Origin of the sequence: Pseudomonas sp. P1.8, from assembly GCF_001269805.1 — a bacterium.
GTDB lineage: Bacteria > Pseudomonadota > Gammaproteobacteria > Pseudomonadales > Pseudomonadaceae > Aquipseudomonas.
This window is the reverse complement of sequence record NZ_LHVM01000013.1, coordinates 705,715-721,182: the sequence shown is the minus strand read 5'-3', so window position 1 is coordinate 721,182 and position 15,468 is coordinate 705,715. Positions and strand designations below refer to the sequence as shown.

Here is a 15,468-nt window from a genome sequence, read left to right as displayed (position 1 = left end):
GCCATTTTCACGTCAGATACTGATGCGCGACAGTTTGATATCGGGTTCCTGGTTGACGCTCAACTGCTCGACGATTGCATCCTGCAAGCGACTGCACAGCAATGGATCGGACAGCGGCTGATTGTGTGCGTCAGTGATGAAGAACACGTCTTCCACCCGCTCGCCAAGCGTGGCGATCTTGGCGTTCTGCAAGGACAGATCAAACTCCAGGAAAATCGTGCCGATTCGCGCCAGCAAGCCCGGCCGGTCGGGAGCTGTCAACTCCAGCACTGTCACCGGGCGCTGGGCGTCGTTGTGGATCGTCACCTGGGGCGCGAAGGCGAAATGCTTGAGCTGACGTGGTACCCGACGCTGGATGATGGTCGGGTAGTCGTCCGGATTGCGCAGGGCTTCGGTCAGGCCATCGCGGATTTGTTTGACCCGCGCCGGATTATCGCCGATCGAGTCACCGTCAGTGTCGAGCACGATGTAGGTGTCGAGGGTGAACTGGCTGCTGGACGTGATGACCCGGGCGTCATGAATGTTCAGGTTGAGCTGGTCCATCGCCGCCACGGTCACGGCAAAGAAGTCATGCTGGTCCGGTGCGTAGATGAAGATCTGCGTGCCGCCCTCGAACTCGCGCTGGGTGGTTTCCTTGATCAGTACCAGCGGCCCGCCGTCGACGGGTTGCTGGAGGATCGCATCCGTGTGCCAGGCGACGTCGCCGGCGGTGTGACGCAAGAAATAGTCGTCGCCCAACTGCGCCCACAACTGCTCGACGTCGTCCGGATCGGTGCCACCGCGCACCAGGATGTCGAGGGCGGCGCTTTGGGTCTGGCGGATCTGCTCTTCGCGGTCCACGGGGTTTTCCAGGCCGCGACGCAGTGCCCGCTTGGTCTCGGTGTAGAGCTGGCGCAACAGGCTGGCGCGCCAGGAATTCCATAGCGTCGGGTTGGTGGCATTGATATCGGAGACGGTCAGCACGTATAGGTAATCGAGGTGGGCTTCGTCACCGACGATCTGCGCGAAATCGTGGATCACCTGCGGGTCGGACAAGTCCTTGCGCTGGGCAGTGGTCGACATCATCAGGTGATTTTGCACCAGCCATACGATCAGGCGGCTGTCCCAGGCGGGCAATTGATGACGCTGGCAAAATGCAGCGGCATCCACGGCGCCGATGTCCGAGTGGTCGCCATGCCGACCCTTGCCGATGTCGTGGTACAGGCCGGCGATGTAAATCAGTTCGGGCTTGGGCAACTTGCCCATGGTTTTGCTGGCCAGCGGGAATTTTTCCGACACCTGGGTGTACTGCAACTTACGCAGGTGTTTGATCAGGTTCAGGGTGTGCGCGTCGACCGTATAGATGTGGAACAGGTCGTGTTGCATCTGCCCGACGATGAAGCCGAACTCCGGAAGATAACGCCCAAGGATGCCGTAACGGTTCATCCGGCGCAGGTTGCGGTGGATGCCGATCTTGCACTTGAACAGTTCGATGAACAGGCTGGTGTTGCGAATGTCATTGCGAAAGTCGTCGTCGATCAGGTGACGGTTCTCGCGCAGCAGGCGAATGGTGTCGGCACGAACACCTTTGATTTCCGGTTGCTGGGCCATCAGCACGAATATTTCGAGCATGGCGAACGGCGTACGGCGGAACACGTTGTCGTTTCGAGCCTCGATGTAACCGTCGTGCAACTGGAATCGCGAATTGATCGGCTGTGGCGGCGCTTCGTCTTCCGGCGCGAGGATCACTTCCTCGAAGTGCTGGATGATCAGGTCGCTGAGCTGGGCAATGCTCATGACCACCCGGTAGTACTGCTGCATGAAGTTTTCGATGGCTTGCTTGGCGTCGTCGCCGGCGAAGCCCAGCAGACCGGCGATGGTGCGCTGATGATCGAACAGCAGGCGGTCTTCGGCACGTCCGGCGAGCATATGCAGGGCGTAACGAACCTTCCACAGAAACTCCTGAGAAGAGGCGAGCAAGGCGTTTTCGCTCTCGACCAGGAAACCTTCACCCGCCAATGCGCGCAAGTTCAAGGTGCCGTATTCACGGCGGGCCACCCAAAGAATCGTCTGGATATCCCGTAGTCCCCCGGGGGAGCCTTTGACGTTGGGTTCCAGGTTGTACTCGGTGTCGTTGTACTTGTGGTGGCGGGCCTTTTGCTCGGCGCGCTTGGCGAGGAAGAAGTCCTTGCTCGGCCACATATGAGCGGTGCTGGTGACATCCAGCATGCGTTGGCGCAAGTGCTCGGGTCCGGCGATGGTGCGGCTTTCCATCAGGTTAGTGACGACGGTCAGGTCAGCTCGTGCCTCGACGGCGCATTCGTCGACTGAGCGAACACTCTGGCCGACTTCCAGGCCGATATCCCACAACAGCGTCAGAAAACGCTCGATGGAATCGCGGAAAACTTCGTGGTCGGCGCTGTCCAGCAGAATCAGCAAGTCGATGTCGGAATAAGGGTGCAACTCACCGCGACCGTAGCCGCCGACCGCGACCAGCGCGATGTCGGCGTCCTCGCTCCAGTTGAACTGATCCCAGGCCTTTTGCAGGATGTTGTCGACGAACCAGGCGCGATCCTCGATCAGCCGACGAATGTCCCTGCCGCTGCGAAAGCGCCCGTCGAGCACTTCGCGGGCCTGGCGGATTGCCTTCTTGAACGCAGCGATGGGGCTTGCCTTCAGGGCCAGTTCAGCCTGGAACTGGCCGCGGTCGAAGAGTTCGGGATCCACCTGCGGCATCGATTGGCTTTCCTTTCTATAGGCTGGGGTCGGTAGCGGGATCAGGCCGAGACGCGGGGGATGGTGTCATCGCTGCGCAGGGTGAAGATCTCGTAACCGGTGTCGGTCACCAACAGGGTGTGTTCCCACTGTGCCGACAGCTTGCGATCCTTGGTGATCGCGGTCCAGCCATCGCCCAGCACTTTGGTGTCGGCGCGACCCTGGTTGATCATCGGCTCGATGGTGAAGGTCATGCCGGCCTTCAGCTCCATGCCAGTGCCGGCGCGGCCGTAATGCAGGATCTGCGGTTCTTCGTGGAATACCTTGCCGATACCGTGACCGCAGAACTCGCGAACCACGGAGAAACCGTTCTTTTCGGCATGCTTCTGGATGATTTCGCCGATGTCGCCCAGGCGGCAGCCGGGTTTGACGATTTCAATCGCCTTGTACATGCACTCCTGGGTCACCTGGGACAGGCGCTCGGCCCAGACCGGTACGGAGCCGACGTGGAACATGCGGCTGGTGTCGCCGTGGTAGCCGTCCTTGATGACGGTGACGTCGATGTTCAGGGTGTCGCCATCTTTCAGTGGCTTGTCGTTCGGGATGCCGTGGCAGACCACATGGTTGATCGAGGTGCAGATCGACTTCGGGTAGCCCTTGTAGTTGAGCGGGGCGGGGATGGCTTTCTGCTCATTGACAATATAATCGTGACAGATCTGGTTCAGCTGATCGGTAGTGACGCCCGGCTTGACATATTCGGCAATCATTTCCAGTACGTCGGCGGCCAGTTTGCCGGCGACACGCATTTTTGCGATGTCCTCGGGGGTTTTGAGGTTGACGGTCATACAGGCTCTCTCTGCGCTCAAAGGCGCTTTCTAAACGGAAAGGGCGTTGCGCGATCGAACTTCGCAGCCCTGAAAAATGCGATTCTATCAGACGATCAGCGCAAATCTGCGCCTGAGTGCATCGCTTCTCTTTATAGAATGGTGCATTCTTGGCTGATTCCAAGGGGCCGCGCAAAGCGCCTGCCGGGATTTTTGAATCCGGGTTCCGTTTTTCCCTGTCTTATGATATAAAATGCGCCGCTTTCCGGGGATGCCCCGAAAAGCCTAAATCCACACACGTGTCGACACGATGACCTGGGTGCCTTCAGCTGAAGCTGCTGGTTGGTCATTGGGATACGTGGAGGCCAAACCCGACTTATTAAGGAACTATCATGTCCCAAGTCAATATGCGCGATATGCTGAAGGCCGGTGTGCACTTCGGTCACCAGACCCGTTACTGGAACCCGAAAATGGGTAAATACATTTTCGGCGCGCGTAACAAGATTCACATCATCAACCTTGAAAAAACCCTGCCAATGTTCAACGAAGCTCTGACTTTCGTAGAGCGTCTGGCCCAGGGCAAAAACAAGATTCTGTTCGTCGGCACCAAGCGTTCCGCTGGCAAGATCGTTGCTGAAGAAGCAGCACGTTGCGGTTCGCCGTACGTCGATCACCGCTGGTTGGGCGGCATGCTGACCAACTTCAAAACCATCCGTGCTTCCATCAAGCGTCTGCGTGACCTTGAAGTGCAAGCCGAAGACGGTACTTTCGCCAAGCTGACCAAGAAAGAAGCGCTGATGCGCTCTCGTGACCTGGAAAAGCTGGACCGTTCCCTGGGTGGTATCAAAGACATGGGCGGTCTGCCAGACGCTCTGTTCGTTATCGACGTTGATCACGAGCGCATCGCGATCACCGAAGCCAACAAGCTGGGCATTCCGGTTATCGGCGTAGTCGATACCAACAGCAGCCCGGAAGGCGTTGACTACATCATCCCAGGCAACGATGACGCAATCCGCGCTATCCAGCTGTACATGGGTTCGATGGCTGACGCGGTTATCCGTGGTCGCAACAACGTTGCCGGCGGCACCGTAGAGTTCGCAGCTGAAGAAACTCAGGCTGCAGCTGAGTAATTGACGCCCTGGCGTTGACTCAGTAAGCAAAAAGGGGGCTTGGCCCCCTTTTTGCCACCTCGAAAACCATTTGTCGGCGCCCACTGCTCTATCTGTAACGTGCGGCAGCTAACAAGGGTGGTTCGGGAAGAATTGAACGCCCGTTCGATCGGGTGGAATGGTTGAAAACCTATCCAAGAGGATTTTGAAATGGCAGAGATTACTGCAGCGTTGGTCAAAGAACTGCGCGAGCGTACCGGCGAAGGCATGATGGATTGCAAAAAGGCCTTGACCAAGGCTGGCGGCGACATCGAGAAAGCCATTGATGACATGCGTGCTTCGGGCGCCATCAAGGCTGCCAAGAAAGCGGGCAACGTTGCCGCTGAAGGCGCTATCGCCATCAAGGCTGACGACAAGGCAGCCGTGCTGCTGGAAGTCAACTCGCAGACCGACTTCCTGGCCCTGCAAGACGACTTCAAGAACTTCGTTGCTGCCAGCGTAGAAAAAGCCTTCGACGAAAAACTGACCGACGCAGCTCCGCTGATCGCGGCTCAGGAATCGGCTCGTGAAGCCCTGGTGGCCAAAGTTGGCGAAAACGTCAACATTCGTCGCCTGGTACGCGTAGAGGGCGACGTTGTCGGCACCTACCTGCACGGTAACAAAATCGGCGTTGCTGTTGTTCTCAAGGGCGGCGATGTTCAGCTGGCCAAAGAAATCGCCATGCACGTGGCGGCAAGCAACCCTGAGTTCCTGCTGCCATCGCAGGTTTCGCCAGAAGCCATCGAGCGTGAGAAAGCCGTATTCCTGTCGCTGAACGAAGACAAGATGAAAGGCAAGCCAGCAGAAATCGTTGAGAAAATGATTGCTGGTCGTATCACCAAGTTCCTGGCTGAAGCCAGCCTGGTCGAGCAAGCTTTCGTCATGAACCCGGAAATCACCGTGGGTGCATTGGCCAAGAAAGCCGGCGCTGAAATCGTTTCCTTCACCTACTTCAAAGTAGGCGAAGGCATCGAGAAGCCAGTCGACAACTTCGCGGAAGAAGTTGCTGCACAGCTGGCTGCCGCCAAGCAATAAGACGGTTTTTAACTGTCGCCCTGAAGAGGCTGCCCGCTCACGCGCGCAGCCTCTTTTCAGATGGGGTACCAATTTTTATTGGTTTCCCATTGGAACTGGCTTACAAAGCCATGTTCCGATGGCGCTGAAGCAGCGCCAAGCTAGAGTGAACGCCAGCTGAAAACAGCTCGCAAAGAATTTTTAAAATACGCCGCAGGAGAGATTCGCAATGGCTCAGCAGGGCAGTGGTTATCAGGCTCGCTATAAACGCATTCTACTCAAGCTTAGCGGCGAGGCCCTGATGGGCTCGGAAGAGTTCGGGATCGACCCGAAAGTTCTGGATCGCATGGCACTGGAAGTTGGCCAATTGGTCGGGATCGGCGTTCAGGTCGGTCTGGTCATCGGCGGCGGCAACCTGTTTCGCGGTGCAGCGCTCAGCGCTGCCGGCATGGATCGGGTAACAGGCGACCACATGGGCATGCTGGCCACTGTGATGAACGCCCTGGCTATGCGTGACGCGCTTGAACGTGCCAATATCTCGGCCATTGTGATGTCGGCCATTTCCATGGTGGGCGTGACCGATCACTATGATCGCCGCAAAGCCATGCGCCATCTGAATGCCAAGGAAGTCGTGATTTTCGCGGCGGGTACCGGCAATCCTTTCTTTACCACGGATTCGGCAGCCTGCCTGCGTGCTATCGAAATCGATGCCGATGTCGTGCTCAAGGCGACGAAGGTCGATGGTGTCTACACCGCTGACCCATTCAAAGACCCGCATGCCGAGAAGTTCGATCATCTGACCTACGATGAAGTGCTGGATCGCAAGCTGGGTGTGATGGATCTGACGGCCATTTGTCTGTGCCGCGACCACAAGATGCCGCTGCGCGTATTTAACATGAACAAGCCCGGCGCCCTGCTGAATATCGTTCACGGCGGCGCTGAAGGGACTCTGATCGAGGAAGGCCAACAATGATCAACGAAATCAAGAAAGACGCTCAAGAGCGCATGCAGAAGTCCGTCGAATCGCTGGCGCACAACTTCGGCCGTATCCGTACCGGCCAGGCGCACCCAAGCATTCTGGAAGGCGTGATGGTGCCGTACTACGGTTCCGATACTCCGATCAAGCAAGTAGCAAACATCACCGTCAAAGACGCCCGCACCCTGCAAGTGGTTGCCTTCGAGCGCAACATGCTGGGTGCTGTCGACAAGGCTATCGGTAGCGCAGGTCTGAACCTGAACCCGACCAACCTTGGCGAGCTGCTGCTGATCTCCATGCCGGCCCTGACCGAAGAAACCCGCAAGGGCTTCACCAAGCAGGCCCGTGACGTTGCTGAAGACGCTCGTGTTGCCGTGCGCAACATCCGTCGCGATGCGAACAGCCAGCTCAAGGATCTGGTCAAGGAAAAAGCCATCAGTGAAGACGAAGAGCGCCGCGCAACTGGCGAAATCGACGATCTGACGAAAAAATTCGTGGCAAAAATCGACGCGGATTTGGCGCAGAAAGAAAAAGACCTGATGGCCGTATAAGGGTCGAGTTTTCATGGAAAAGACCAAGCAGGCTGCGCCGTCTATAGTTCCGCGTCACGTCGCGATCATCATGGATGGTAATAATCGCTGGGCAAAAAAACGCTTTATGCCGGGAGTTGCAGGGCATAAGGCGGGCGTGGACGCGGTTCGCGCGGTCATTGAGGTGTGTGCTGAATCTGGGGTCGAAGTATTGACCCTGTTCGCGTTTTCCAGCGAGAACTGGCAGCGCCCGGTCGATGAAGTCAGTGCCTTGATGGATTTGTTCTTCAAGGCGTTGCGTCGTGAGGCCAAGCGCCTCAACGACAACAACATCAGTCTGCGCATCATTGGTGATCGCTCGCGCTTCCATCCCGAGCTTCAGGCGGCGATGCGCGAAGCGGAAGCCATGACGGCCGGTGCCAATCGTTTCGTTCTGCAGATCGCCGCCAACTACGGCGGTCAGTGGGATATTGCACAAGCCGCCCAGCGGCTGGCCCGGGAAGTCCAGGCCGGGCATCTGCGCCCGGAGGACATTACGCCGGAGCTGCTGCAGACCTGCCTGGCAACCGGCGACCTGCCATTGCCTGACCTGTGCATTCGCACGGGAGGCGAACACCGCATCAGCAACTTCCTGCTGTGGCAACTGGCCTACGCCGAATTGTACTTTTCCGACCTGTTCTGGCCGGACTTCAAACACGATGCCATGCGTAACGCGCTGGCCGATTTCGCATCCCGCCAGCGTCGCTTCGGTAAAACGAGCGAGCAGGTCGAGGCTGGAGCCCGGGTTTAATGCTTAAACAACGAATCATCACCGCACTGATCCTGCTGCCGATTGCCCTGTGCGGGTTTTTCCTGCTGGAGGGGTCCGGTTTTGCGCTGTTTATCGGTCTGGTCGTGACCCTTGGCGCCTGGGAATGGGCTCGTTTGGCAGGCTTTACCGCCCAGCCGATCCGGGTTGCTTATGCCGCTGTCGTCGCGGCAATTCTGTTTGTCTTGCACGTCCTGCCGGCCCTGGCCCCTTGGGTATTGGGGGCTTCGGTGTTGTGGTGGGGGGTAGCGACGTACCTGGTGCTGACGTACCCGCGCAGTAGCGAGCATTGGGCCAGTGCGGTCTGCAAGCTTGTCATCGGGCTGCTGATCTTGCTGCCGGCCTGGCAGGGCCTGGTTCTGATCAAGCAGGAGTCTTTGGGTAACTGGTTGATCATGGCGGTGATGGTGCTGGTCTGGGGGGCTGATATCGGGGCGTACTTTTCCGGTCGGGCCTTCGGCAAGCGCAAGCTGGCGCCGCAAGTCAGTCCAGGCAAAAGCTGGGAGGGCGTGTATGGTGGTCTGTTGCTGAGCCTGGTCATCACTGCAATCGTCGGTATTGCGCGTGACTGGAGCTTTTCTCAGATGCTGATGGGCCTGTTTGGCGCAGCAGTCATCGTGTTTATTTCGGTGGTCGGAGATCTCACGGAAAGCATGTTCAAGCGCCAATCCGGAATCAAAGACAGCAGTAACCTGCTGCCCGGCCACGGCGGTGTGCTGGATCGGATCGACAGCCTGACGGCGGCAATACCAGTGTTCGCCGTGCTGCTGTGGATGGCGGGACCATGAGTCACCCACAGCAGATTACCGTTCTGGGCGCTACGGGTTCGATTGGCCTGAGTACACTCGACGTCATTGCCCGGCATCCGGATCGTTATCAGGTTTTCGCCCTCAGCGGTTTCACTCGGTTGGCCGAGCTGCTGGCGCTTTGTGTGCGCCACTCTCCACGGTTTGCCGTGGTGCCCGAGGCCTATGCTGCCGTGCGCTTGCAGGATGATTTGCTCGCGGCGGGCCTCTCGACCCGCGTGCTGGTCGGTGAGGAAGGCCTTTGTCAGGTAGCGGCTGACCCGCAAGTCGATGCGGTCATGGCGGCTATTGTCGGGGCGGCGGGATTGCGTCCGACCCTGGCGGCAGTAGAGGCAGGCAAGAAGATTCTCCTGGCCAACAAGGAGGCGCTGGTCATGTCCGGCGCTTTGTTCATGCAGGCTGTGCGTAAAAGCGGTTCGGTATTGCTGCCGATCGACAGTGAGCACAACGCGATTTTTCAGTGCATGCCGCGGGATTTCGACCGTGGATTGAGTGCTGTCGGCGTGCGTCGGATTCTGCTGACAGCTTCTGGTGGCCCGTTCCGACAGACACCGATGGCTGAATTGGCCCATGTTTCACCTGATCAGGCCTGCGCGCACCCAAACTGGTCCATGGGGCGCAAGATTTCCGTTGATTCGGCCAGCATGATGAACAAAGGCCTTGAGTTGATCGAAGCTTGCTGGCTATTCGATGCCAAGCCATCCCAGGTCGAAGTAGTGATTCACCCGCAGAGTGTGATTCACTCGCTGGTCGACTATGTCGATGGTTCTGTTTTGGCGCAGTTGGGTAATCCAGACATGCGCACGCCAATTGCCAACGCTTTGGCCTGGCCCGAGCGAATTGATTCGGGGGTTGCCCCTTTGGACCTGTTCGCCATTGCGCGCCTGGATTTCCAGGCGCCTGACGAAGAACGCTTCCCGTGTCTGCGATTGGCGCGGCAGGCGGCTGAAGCCGGTAATAGTGCTCCTGCCATGCTCAATGCGGCGAATGAAGTCGCCGTGGCAGCGTTTCTCGACGGACGGGTTCGTTACCCGGAAATCGCGAGTATTATCGAGGAAGTATTGAATCTGGAGCCCGTAGTGGCGGTGGATGATCTTGAAGCAGTGTTCACGGCAGATGCGAAAGCGCGACTGCTGGCCGGGCATTGGCTCAGTCGTCACGGACGCTAAGTGCTGCGAACACGTTTGCCCCGGCAGCGGCGGATAGGATTGCGGAGAAAGTAAATGAGCGCGCTTTATATGATTGTCGGCACCCTGGTTGCACTGGGTGTGCTGGTTACCTTCCACGAGTTCGGCCATTTTTGGGTCGCGCGTCGCTGTGGGGTCAAAGTGCTGCGTTTCTCCGTAGGCTTTGGCATGCCGCTGCTGCGCTGGCATGACAAGCAAGGCACCGAGTTCGTGGTTGCCGCCATCCCGCTGGGTGGTTACGTGAAGATGCTCGACGAGCGGGAGGGCGAAGTACCACTCGATCAACTCGATCAATCGTTCAATCGCAAGACCGTCCGCCAGCGCATCGCTATCGTGGCGGCGGGACCGATTGCCAACTTTCTGCTGGCCCTGGTGTTTTTCTGGGTGTTGGCGATGCTCGGCAGCGAGCAGGTGCGTCCGGTCATTGGTGCCGTCGAGTCCGGTAGCATCGCGGCCAAGGCAGGCTTGAGTCGGGGGCAGGAGATCGTCGCCATTGATGGTGAAGCGACTTCTGGCTGGGCTGCGGTGAATCTGCAGCTTGTCCGCCGCCTGGGGGAAAGCGGTTCGCTGCAAGTCATGGTTCGCGAGCAAGGTTCTACGGCCGACTCTCCTCGGGAGCTGGCGCTGGATAAGTGGCTCAAGGGGGCTGATGAGCCTGATCCGATCCAATCCCTGGGTATCCGTCCATGGCGCCCGGCATTGCCGCCGGTGTTGGCCGAAATCGATCCAAAGGGGCCGGCTCAAACTGCCGGCCTGAAAACCGGTGACCGTTTGTTGGCCCTCGATGGCCGCTCGGTGGATGATTGGCAGCAGGTGGTGGATACCGTCCGTAAGCATCCTGATACCAAAATCATGCTGCGGGTCGAGCGCGACGGTGCTCAAATCGACGTCCCGGTAACATTGGCTTCGCGAGGCGAAAGCAAGTCTCCTAGTGGTTATCTGGGCGCTGGGGTGAAGGCGGTGGATTGGCCGCCGGAAATGATTCGCGAGGTCAGTTACGGTCCGTTGGCCGCGATCGGCGAAGGCGCTAGCCGCACCTGGACCATGAGTGTGCTGACCCTCGATTCACTCAAGAAAATGTTGTTCGGCGAGCTCTCGGTAAAAAACTTGAGTGGACCGATAACCATTGCTAAAGTGGCGGGCGCTTCGGCCCAGTCGGGTGTCGCTGATTTCCTGAATTTCCTTGCTTATCTGAGTATTAGCCTGGGTGTTCTGAATCTGTTGCCCATTCCTGTGCTGGATGGGGGACATTTGTTGTTTTATCTGATCGAGTGGGCGCGTGGTCGTCCCTTGTCAGATCGGGTGCAGGGTTGGGGGATACAGATCGGTATCAGTTTGGTGGTCGGGGTGATGTTGCTTGCTCTGGTCAATGATCTGGGTCGACTGTAACGCTTCGCTGAATTGCGAATCTGCCGCATTTTGCGGCAGTTTGTTTATTGCCAGTTGGAATAAGAAAGGACTTCATGAAACGTCTGCTGCTAACTGCGGTTCTCACCGTATTGATGATCGCCGAAGTTCACGCCGAGTCCTTCACTATCTCTGATATTCGCGTCAATGGCCTCCAGCGGGTCTCCGCGGGTAGCGTCTTTGGTGCTTTGCCGTTGAACGTCGGTGAACAGGCGGATGATCGTCGCCTGGTGGAATCCACTCGTGCGTTGTTCAAAACCGGTTTCTTTCAAGATATCCAGCTGGGCCGTGACGGCAACGTCCTGGTCATCACGGTAGTCGAGCGTCCATCCGTCGCCAGCATCGAGATCGAAGGTAACAAGGCGATCTCTACCGAAGACCTGATGAAAGGCCTCAAGCAATCCGGTCTGGCCGAAGGCGAGATCTTCCAGCGTGCAACGCTCGAAGGTGTGCGTAACGAACTGCAGCGTCAATACGTCGCCCAGGGTCGCTACTCGGCGACCGTCGACACCGAGGTGGTGCCGCAACCGCGCAACCGCGTCGCGCTGAAGGTCAACATCAACGAAGGTACCGTTGCCGCTATCCAGCACATCAACGTGGTGGGCAACACCGTCTTCCCTGATGAAGACCTGATCGACCTGTTCGAACTCAAGACAACCAACTGGTTGTCGTTCTTCAAGAACGACGACAAGTACGCCCGTGAAAAACTGTCCGGTGACCTTGAGCGTCTGCGCTCCTACTACCTGGACCGTGGCTACATCAACATGGATATCGCCTCGACCCAGGTGTCCATCACGCCGGACAAGAAGCACGTCTATATCACTGTCAACGTCAACGAAGGCGAGAAGTACACCGTTCGTGACGTCAAGCTGAGCGGTGACCTGAAAGTCCCTGAGGACCAGGTCAAGTCGTTGCTGCTGGTGCAAAAAGGCCAGGTGTTCTCGCGCAAGCTGATGACCACCACCTCCGAACTGATCACCCGCCGACTGGGTAACGAGGGTTATACCTTCGCCAACGTCAACGGCGTGCCTCAACCGCACGATGACGACCATACCGTAGACATCACGTTCGCTGTCGATCCTGGCAAGCGTGCTTACGTGAATCGCATCAACTTCCGTGGCAACACCAAGTCCGAAGACGAAGTGCTGCGCCGTGAAATGCGTCAAATGGAAGGCGGCTGGGCTTCGACCTACCTGATCGACCAGTCCAAGACCCGTCTGGAGCGTCTGGGCTTCTTCAAGGAAGTCAACGTCGAAACCCCGGCCGTACCGGGTGTCGATGACCAGGTCGACGTTAACTACAGCGTTGAAGAGCAGGCCTCCGGTTCCATCACTGCCAGTGTCGGTTTTGCCCAAAGCGCCGGTTTGATCCTCGGTGGGTCGATCACCCAGAACAACTTCCTGGGTACCGGTAACAAGGTCAGCGTCGGCCTGACCCGAAGCGAATACCAAACCCGTTATAACTTCGGCTTTGTGGACCCCTACTGGACCGCCGATGGCGTTAGCCTGGGTTACAACGCTTTCTACCGTACGACTGACTACGACGAGCTTGATGTCGACGTGGCGAGCTATGCGGTGGACAGCCTGGGTGCGGGTGTCAGCGTCGGATACCCGATCAGCGAGACTTCGCGTCTGACCTTTGGCCTGACGGCTCAGCAGGATGAGATCAAGACAGGTGTGTACACCGTTGACGAGATCTTCGACTTCGTTAACAAGGAAGGCGACAAGTATCTGAACTTCAAGGCTTCGGCCGGTTGGTCCGAGTCCACCCTGAACAAGGGCGTGCTCGCCACCCGTGGTCATTCCCAGAGCCTGGTGCTGGAATCCACGACGCCTGGCAGTGACCTGTCGTTCTTCAAACTCGACTACCGTGGCCAGTTGTTCCAGCCATTGAGCGAGAACTACACCATGCGCCTGCACACTGAGCTGGGGTATGGCGACGGTTATGGTTCGACGGATGGCTTGCCATTCTACGAAAACTACTATGCTGGTGGTTTCAACTCGGTTCGTGGCTTCAAGGACAGCACTTTGGGTCCGCGCAGCACGCCAAGTACCGGCAAGAACCCTGGCACCGCGCTCGACCCGGACCAGGATCCGCTGCCGTTCGGTGGTAACGTCCTGATCCAGGGTGGTGTGGAAGTTCTGTTCCCGCTGCCGTTCATCAAGGATCAACGCTCCCTGCGTACGTCGGTATTTTGGGATGTGGGTAACGTTTTCAACTCATCCTGCTCGGATACCACAAACGCGGATGGCACGAAGTCCAACACCAAGTGTGATGACATCAGCCTGAGCAATATGGCCAGTTCCGTTGGTGTGGGTGTGACCTGGGTCACCGCACTGGGTCCTCTGAGTTTTGCTTTGGCCATGCCGGTCAAGAAACCGGATGATGCTGAAACTCAAGTGTTCCAATTTTCCCTCGGCCAGACGTTCTAAGCGTCTGACCCAAGATAACGACAATGGATTTTGTAGGAGTGCATCGTGCGTAAGTTGACTCAATTGGTTCTCCTCGCTTCCGTACTGGTAGCAGGCCCGGCATTTGCCGACATGAAAATCGCCGTTCTGAACTATCAAATGGCCTTGCTGGAATCCGACGCGGCCAAGAAGTACGCCGTGGATGCCGAGAAGAAGTTCGGTCCTCAGCTGACCAAGCTCAAGACTCTGGAAAGCAGCGCCAAGGGTATTCAGGATCGTCTGATGGCTGGCGGCGACAAGATGCAGCAAGGCGAGCGCGAGCGTCTTGAGCTCGAATTCAAGCAAAAGGCCCGCGACTTCCAGTTCCAGTCCAAGGAACTGAATGAGGCCAAAGCCGTTGCCGACCGTGAAATGCTGAAGCAGCTCAAGCCGAAACTGGACAGCGCTGTGGAAGAAGTCATCAAGAAAGGTGCTTTTGACCTGGTCTTCGAGCGTGGCGCAGTGATTGATGTCAAGCCTCAGTACGACATCACGCGCCAGGTTATCGAGCGCATGAATCAGCTGAAGTAACCCATGACCGCGACTATAAAGCTCGGCCAATTGGCCGAGTTCCTCGGCGCCACACTGCGTGGCGACCCGGAGAAAGAAATCACTGGGCTAGCCACCTTGCAGGAGGCTGGCCCAGCTCAGTTGAGCTTTCTCGCAAACCCCCAGTACCGAAAATACCTGGCAGGCAGTCAGGCTGCAGCTTTATTGCTCAAAGCCGCTGATGCTGAAGGTTTTGCCGGTAATGCGTTGGTTGTGCCAGACCCGTACGCGGCTTACGCCCGAATTTCCCACTTGTTCGATCCCAAGCCCAAGGCAGTTATTGGTGTTCACCCGACAGCGGTGATTGCTGATGACGCAGTGGTTGATCCGACGGCAAGCATCGGTGCCTTTGCAGTCATTGAAGGTTCGGTGCGTATTGCAGCCGGAGTGACCATCGGCGCGCACTGTTTCATCGGTGCCCGGAGTGAAATTGGTGAGGGCGGGTGGCTTGCGCCGCGCGTCACGCTGTATCACGACGTTCGGGTCGGCAAGCGGGTGGTGATTCAGTCCGGTGCTGTACTCGGCGGCGAAGGCTTCGGTTTTGCCAATGAGAAAGGCATCTGGCAAAAAATCGCCCAGATCGGTGGTGTGTTGATTGGGGACGATGTGGAAATTGGCGTGAATACTGCCATTGACCGTGGTGCATTGGCCGATACCATCCTTGGCAATGGCGTTAAACTCGACAACCAGATACAGATCGCCCACAACGTTCAGGTTGGTGACCACACCGCCATGGCGGCGTGCGTGGGCATTTCCGGCAGTACGAAAATCGGCAAGCATTGCATGCTGGCCGGTGGAGTCGGGCTGGTAGGGCACATAGAAGTTTGCGACAACGTTTTTATCACCGGCATGACCATGGTGACCCACTCGATTACCGAACCGGGCGCTTATTCATCCGGTACGGCGATGCAGCCCGCAGCCGAATGGCGCAAAAGCGCGGCACGCCTTCGTCAGCTCGATGACATCGCACGACGTCTGCGACAGTTGGAAAAGCAAGTAGGGGAAGTGACCCCTGACGGTAATGCTTCATCAGATGGCTGATACCATTTCCATATCAAGTGTGCACAGCCGCTAG

Annotated in this window: 13 protein-coding genes; 11 read left to right on the top strand and 2 right to left on the bottom strand. The window is 57.6% G+C overall.

Annotated features, from left to right (window positions below; genetic code table 11):
• Positions 1 to 12: 12 nt before the first annotated feature.
• Together AD668_RS13865 and map are read right to left on the bottom strand one after the other, a co-directional pair.
• Complete coding sequence (locus tag AD668_RS13865) at positions 13 to 2,715, bottom strand: [protein-PII] uridylyltransferase (RefSeq protein WP_053159603.1); 2,703 nt, start codon at positions 2,713 to 2,715, stop codon at positions 13 to 15.
• A 41-nt stretch (positions 2,716 to 2,756) separates the two neighbouring features.
• Positions 2,757 to 3,539, bottom strand: coding sequence for a type I methionyl aminopeptidase (gene map, locus AD668_RS13860; protein ID WP_053159601.1), 783 nt, complete (start codon positions 3,537 to 3,539; stop codon positions 2,757 to 2,759).
• Between the two features lie 371 nt (positions 3,540 to 3,910).
• On the opposite strand from map, the gene rpsB reads away from it, so the two are divergent.
• The 11 genes from rpsB (at position 3,911) to lpxD (ending at position 15,434) form a co-directional block, all read left to right on the top strand.
• Positions 3,911 to 4,648, top strand: coding sequence for a 30S ribosomal protein S2 (rpsB, locus tag AD668_RS13855; RefSeq protein ID WP_003222119.1), 738 nt, complete (start codon positions 3,911 to 3,913; stop codon positions 4,646 to 4,648).
• Between the two features lie 189 nt (positions 4,649 to 4,837).
• The gene (gene tsf, locus AD668_RS13850) at positions 4,838 to 5,701 is read left to right on the top strand and encodes a translation elongation factor Ts (protein ID WP_053159599.1); all 864 of its coding nucleotides are present in this window, start codon (positions 4,838 to 4,840) and stop codon (positions 5,699 to 5,701) included.
• A gap of 208 nt (positions 5,702 to 5,909) precedes the next feature.
• A complete protein-coding gene (gene pyrH, locus AD668_RS13845) occupies positions 5,910 to 6,653 on the top strand; it encodes a UMP kinase (RefSeq protein ID WP_003172271.1) in 744 nt (247 codons plus the stop codon).
• A complete protein-coding gene (gene frr, locus AD668_RS13840; RefSeq protein ID WP_053159597.1) occupies positions 6,650 to 7,207 on the top strand; it encodes a ribosome recycling factor in 558 nt (185 codons plus the stop codon). Before pyrH ends, frr begins: the two co-directional genes overlap by 4 nt.
• Before the next feature lie 13 nt (positions 7,208 to 7,220).
• A complete protein-coding gene (gene uppS, locus AD668_RS13835) occupies positions 7,221 to 7,976 on the top strand; it encodes a polyprenyl diphosphate synthase (RefSeq protein WP_053159595.1) in 756 nt (251 codons plus the stop codon).
• Positions 7,976 to 8,782 (top strand): phosphatidate cytidylyltransferase, encoded by an 807-nt coding sequence (locus tag AD668_RS13830; protein WP_053159593.1) that lies wholly within the window; start codon positions 7,976 to 7,978, stop codon positions 8,780 to 8,782. Before uppS ends, AD668_RS13830 begins: the two co-directional genes overlap by 1 nt.
• Positions 8,779 to 9,969, top strand: coding sequence for a 1-deoxy-D-xylulose-5-phosphate reductoisomerase (gene ispC / locus AD668_RS13825; RefSeq protein ID WP_053159591.1), 1,191 nt, complete (start codon positions 8,779 to 8,781; stop codon positions 9,967 to 9,969). The genes AD668_RS13830 and ispC overlap by 4 nt, the downstream gene beginning before the upstream one ends.
• A gap of 54 nt (positions 9,970 to 10,023) precedes the next feature.
• Positions 10,024 to 11,376: a sigma E protease regulator RseP gene (gene rseP, locus AD668_RS13820; RefSeq protein ID WP_053159589.1), complete on the top strand. Its 1,353-nt coding sequence runs from the start codon at positions 10,024 to 10,026 to the stop codon at positions 11,374 to 11,376.
• A gap of 74 nt (positions 11,377 to 11,450) precedes the next feature.
• Positions 11,451 to 13,826: an outer membrane protein assembly factor BamA gene (gene bamA, locus AD668_RS13815; RefSeq protein ID WP_053159587.1), complete on the top strand. Its 2,376-nt coding sequence runs from the start codon at positions 11,451 to 11,453 to the stop codon at positions 13,824 to 13,826.
• Between the two features lie 45 nt (positions 13,827 to 13,871).
• Positions 13,872 to 14,375 (top strand): OmpH family outer membrane protein, encoded by a 504-nt coding sequence (locus AD668_RS13810; RefSeq protein ID WP_007990260.1) that lies wholly within the window; start codon positions 13,872 to 13,874, stop codon positions 14,373 to 14,375.
• 3 nt (positions 14,376 to 14,378) lie between these two features.
• On the top strand, positions 14,379 to 15,434 hold the full coding sequence (lpxD, locus tag AD668_RS13805; RefSeq protein ID WP_053159585.1) for a UDP-3-O-(3-hydroxymyristoyl)glucosamine N-acyltransferase: 1,056 nt from the start codon (positions 14,379 to 14,381) through the stop codon (positions 15,432 to 15,434).
• Positions 15,435 to 15,468 lie beyond the last annotated feature (34 nt).